Here is a 4,306-nt window from a genome sequence, read left to right on the forward strand (position 1 = left end):
CGCTGGTCAGCGGCGACTTCGACGTCCTGCTGCTGGTGCACGCCCCGGGCATGGAGTCCGGGCTAGGCCTTGCCCGTCAGGTGGGCGAAGACCACCACGTTCGAGTCCCAGTGCCGGTCCGCCGTGAGGTTGCCGCCGCAGGTGATCAGCCGCAGCTCGGCGTCCTTGGTGGCCCCGTAGACCTTGTCGGTGGGGAACGCGTCCTTCTTGTACGTCGCCACCCGGTCCACCGCGAAGACGGCGGTGCCGCCGTCCGCCCGGTGCACCTCGATCCGCTCGTTCTTCTTCAGCTTCTTGAGGTTGTAGAACACCGCCTCGCGGGTGGTCGGCGTGTCCATGTGCCCGACGATCGCCGCCGCGCCCTTCTCGCCGGGGGTGGGCCCCTGCTTGTACCAGGCGGCGTCCATCGGCTTGGCGAAGTCCGGCTCCTGCATCACGCCGTCGGAGTCCAGGCCGACCGTGTCGAGCTTCGCGTCGACCGAGATGTCCGGGATCTCGATCCGGTCCGGCACGGACGGCGCGAGCACCGAGGCGGCCGCGGCCTTCACCGGCGGGGCCGCGGCCCCGGCGCCGCCGTCATGGGCGGCCGAGCAGCCGGCGGCCAGGGCGACCGCGAGGGTCGTGGCCCCGGCCAGGGCGGCCCCGCGCTTGAGGCGCGCGGGGCGGGCGCCCCGGTGGCGCGGTGCGTGCTCAGTCATTGCTCGTCACGACGCCGATCGGGGCCAGACCGGTGTTGACCGAGCCCTTGGGCGTCTTGTGCTCGGCGGGCTTGAGCGGCTGGACCGGCGTGACGTGCTTGTGGTCGTGCCGGTCGTCCCCGCCGCCGTGCTGGCCGGGGGTGGCGGTGAACTTCACGGTGTCGAACTTCTTGCCGCCCGCGAAGGCATCCACGCCGTAGTAGCCGAGCTTGACGTCCTTGGCGACGACCGCGGTGCCGGTCCAGACGCCGTGGCCGCTCTGGTGCAGCCGGACCGTGCCGCCGAAGGCGAGCGAGCGGACGTACGCGTCGGCGTTCTTGACGTCCGTCCGGACCGTGACCTTGATCTTGTCGCCGGGGGCGCCGTGGTCGGCGGAGAGGCTGACCGAGGAGGTGGTGGGGACCGGCGGCGGGGTGGGCTTGCCGGCCTTCACGGTCAGATGGACGGAGGCCTGGAGCTTGGTGCCGTCGGGGGCGGCGCCGGTCAGGGCCACTCCGTAGTTGCCGTCGGCGACCTTGGCGACCGTGGCGCGGCCGGTCCACTCGCCGTCGACCTCCGTGCCCTTGTTGCCGGTCGGGTGCAGGGTGACGTCGCCCAGGGCCTCGGAGGAGACGGCGAGGGCGGTGGAGCCGGCCGGCGCCCGGACGTCGACCTCGAGGGTGTCGCCCGGCTTGGCGGTGGCCGCGGAGAGCATGAGGCTGGCGTGCGCGGCCGGGGCGGTGGGGGAGGCGTCCGGGTTCGTGGTCCCGTCGGCGGCGTACGCGGCGACCGGGGCGGCGAGCGCCAGCGAGGCGGCGAGAGCGATCGCCGGGACGGTGAGTGCCTTGCGCATGGTGAATCCTCCTGAAAGGGCCGGGCCGGTTGATTCCCGGCACACCTGACATGAGCGACATCCGGTGCGTTCGGTTGCGGCCGCCGGGGCGGCCCGGAGGGGGCGTCGCCGAAGGTCCCGAGGGGGTCCGCGCAGGTCGCGGGCGGCGCCTGGGCGGGCCGTTTACGGCCCCTTTGCCGGGATTTTTGGGACGAAGGTCCCGGGCGGCACCGGGCCGGTCTGGTCCTTCCGGCCGGTCCGGCCCGGGCCGGAAAACGACCGGACCCCCGGTGACGGTCGGTCACCGGGGGTCCGGATGCGTGCGGTTCGGGGCGCTCCGTACGGGCCGCCCCGGCGGTTACAGCTTCTCGATCACGTAGTCGATGCAGGCGGTCAGGGCCTGGACGTCCGACGGGTCGATGGCCGGGAACATCGCCACCCGCAGCTGGTTGCGGCCCAGCTTGCGGTACGGCTCGGTGTCCACGATGCCGTTGGCGCGCAGCGCCTTGGCGATCGCGGCCGCGTCGATCTCGTCGGCGAAGTCGATGGTGCCGATGACCGAGGAGCGCTTGGCCGCGTCCGTGACGAACGGACTGGCGTACTTGGACTCCTCCGCCCAGCCGTACAGCGCCGAGGCGGAGGCGGCGGTGCGGGCGGTGGTCCAGGCGAGGCCGCCATTGGCGTTCATCCACTTCAGCTGCTCGTCGAGCAGGAAGAGGGTGGTCAGCGCGGGGGTGTTGTACGTCTGGTTCTTGAGCGAGTTGTCGATCGCGGTCGGCAGCGAGAAGAACTCGGGGATGTGCCGGCCGGAGGCGTGGATCCGGGCGGCGCGCTCGAGCGCGGCCGGCGAGAAGGCGGCCAGCCACAGGCCGCCGTCCGAGGCGAAGCTCTTCTGCGGGGCGAAGTAGTAGACGTCCGACTCCGTGATGTCCACGGGCAGGCCGCCCGCGCCGGAGGTGGCGTCCACCAGCACCAGGGCGCCCTCGTCGGCGCCGGCCACCCGCTTGACCGGGGCGGCGACACCGGTGGAGGTCTCGTTGTGCGTGTACGCGTAGACGTCCACGCCCGCCTCGGCGGCCGGCTCCGGGTGGGTGCCCGGCTCCGAGGAGATGACGCTGGGGTCGGCGAGCCAGGGCGCGAGCTTGGCGGCCTTGGCGAACTTCGAGGAGAACTCGCCGAAGGTGAGGTGCTGGGACTTGTTCTCGATCAGACCGTGGGTCGCGATGTCCCAGAAGGCGGTGGAGCCGCCGTTGCCGAGGATCACCTCGTAGCCCTCGGGCAGCGAGAAGAGGTCGCGGATGCCGTCCCGGACCGAACCGACGAGGTTCTTGACCGGGGCCTGGCGGTGGGAGGTACCGAGCAGGGAGGTTCCGGTGGCGGCCAGCGCGTCCAGCGCTTCAGTCCGCACCTTGGAGGGGCCCGCGCCGAATCGACCGTCGGCGGGCTTGATGTCAGCGGGAATCTGGATCTCAGCCACGAGCGGAGCGTAGCGGGTCCCCGGGGGTGCGGATCCGGCGAGTCCATCGGGTGAGACGTCTGCCCGGGGTTGTAAGCGAAAACACGGAGAAATGCTCCTTACAAGGGGCTTAGTCTGAATGAATGACTCATTCCGCCCCCGCCGCTGAGCCTGCCGCGCCCGTCTCCCTGCCCGATTCCGGGACGGGTGTGGGCGGCCCGGCGGGTGCCGCCGGGGCGGTGGGCGGGCCGGGTACGGAGCTGCCCGGTACGCGGGGCGGTGGCGGGGTGGCAGGGCGGCTGGGCTCGCTCGGGCCGGTGGCGCTGGTGATCGCGGCCGGCATCTCGGTCCAGTTCGGCGCCGCGGTCGCGGTCACGCTGATGCCGCGGGCCGGGGCCGCCGGGGTGGTCTCGCTGCGGCTGCTGGCCGCGGCCGTGGTGCTGCTGCTGGTCTGCCGGCCGAAGGTGCGCGGGTACGGGCGGTCCGACTGGACCACCGTCATCGCCTTCGGCCTCGCCATGGCCGGGATGAACGGCCTCTTCTACCAGGCGGTGGACCGCATCCCGCTGGGCCCCGCGGTGACCCTGGAGGTCCTGGGCCCGCTGGCGCTGTCCGTGGTCGCCTCGCGGCGGCTGGCCAGCCTGCTGTGGGCGGGGCTGGCGCTGTGCGGGGTGGCACTGCTGGGCGGGGTCGGCGGGGCCGGCTTCGGCTCGCTGGACCCGGTGGGGGCGGCCTGCGCACTGGGGGCCGGGGCGATGTGGGCGGCGTACATCGTCTTCAGCGCCCGGACCGGGCGGCGCTTCCCGCAGGCCGACGGGCTGGCGCTGGCGATGGCGGTGGCGGCCGTGGTCAGTCTGCCGCTGGGGATCGCGGAGTCGGGTACGGCCCTGCTGGTGCCGTCGACGCTGCTGCTCGGGCTGGGGGTGGCGCTGCTGTCCTCGGTCCTGCCGTACACCCTCGAGTTGCTGGCCCTGCGTCGGCTGCCGGCGCCGACCTTCGCGGTCCTGATGAGCCTGGAGCCGGCGATCGCTGCGCTGGCGGGGCTGCTGGTGCTGTCCCAGGCGCTCTCGCCCACCGATGCGGTGGCCATAGCCCTCGTCATCGCCGCCAGCATCGGAGCCATCCGCTCCCAGTCCCGCCCCCGCTAGCCCCTACCCCGCCGCCGCCCCCGGCCGACCTGCGGGCCTCCGCTCCGTGGCCCGGCCCACCCATTGCGTCCCGCTGGGCCGGGGACCCGGCAAATCCAGCCTCGCCGGCGTTTGAGGCGCGGGGTCCGGGCCCGCGCCCGGCCGCTGCGCGGAGCCGGCCCCACCCCGCCCCTTCCCGAAACCGGTGGGCGGC

The 4,306-nt window shown here is 73.5% G+C and carries 4 protein-coding genes; 1 reads left to right on the forward strand and 3 read right to left on the reverse strand.

Annotated features, from left to right (window positions below; translation table 11 throughout):
* Positions 1-62: 62 nt before the first annotated feature.
* The 3 genes from AB0O40_RS37620 to serC form a co-directional block, all read right to left on the reverse strand.
* Positions 63-698, reverse strand: coding sequence for a class F sortase (locus tag AB0O40_RS37620; RefSeq protein ID WP_365050808.1), 636 nt, complete (start codon positions 696-698; stop codon positions 63-65).
* Complete coding sequence (locus AB0O40_RS37625) at positions 691-1,530, reverse strand: hypothetical protein (protein ID WP_365050810.1); 840 nt, start codon at positions 1,528-1,530, stop codon at positions 691-693. The genes AB0O40_RS37620 and AB0O40_RS37625 overlap by 8 nt, the downstream gene beginning before the upstream one ends.
* A gap of 337 nt (positions 1,531-1,867) precedes the next feature.
* Positions 1,868-2,986, reverse strand: coding sequence for a phosphoserine transaminase (gene serC / locus AB0O40_RS37630; protein WP_365050813.1), 1,119 nt, complete (start codon positions 2,984-2,986; stop codon positions 1,868-1,870).
* A 122-nt stretch (positions 2,987-3,108) separates the two neighbouring features.
* Between serC and AB0O40_RS37635 the strand changes: the two genes are divergently transcribed.
* Positions 3,109-4,113, forward strand: coding sequence for an EamA family transporter (locus AB0O40_RS37635; RefSeq protein WP_365050816.1), 1,005 nt, complete (start codon positions 3,109-3,111; stop codon positions 4,111-4,113).
* The last annotated feature ends 193 nt before the right edge of the window (positions 4,114-4,306 follow it).

This window comes from Streptomyces sp. NPDC089919, assembly GCF_040684615.1.
Taxonomy (GTDB): domain Bacteria; phylum Actinomycetota; class Actinomycetes; order Streptomycetales; family Streptomycetaceae; genus Streptomyces.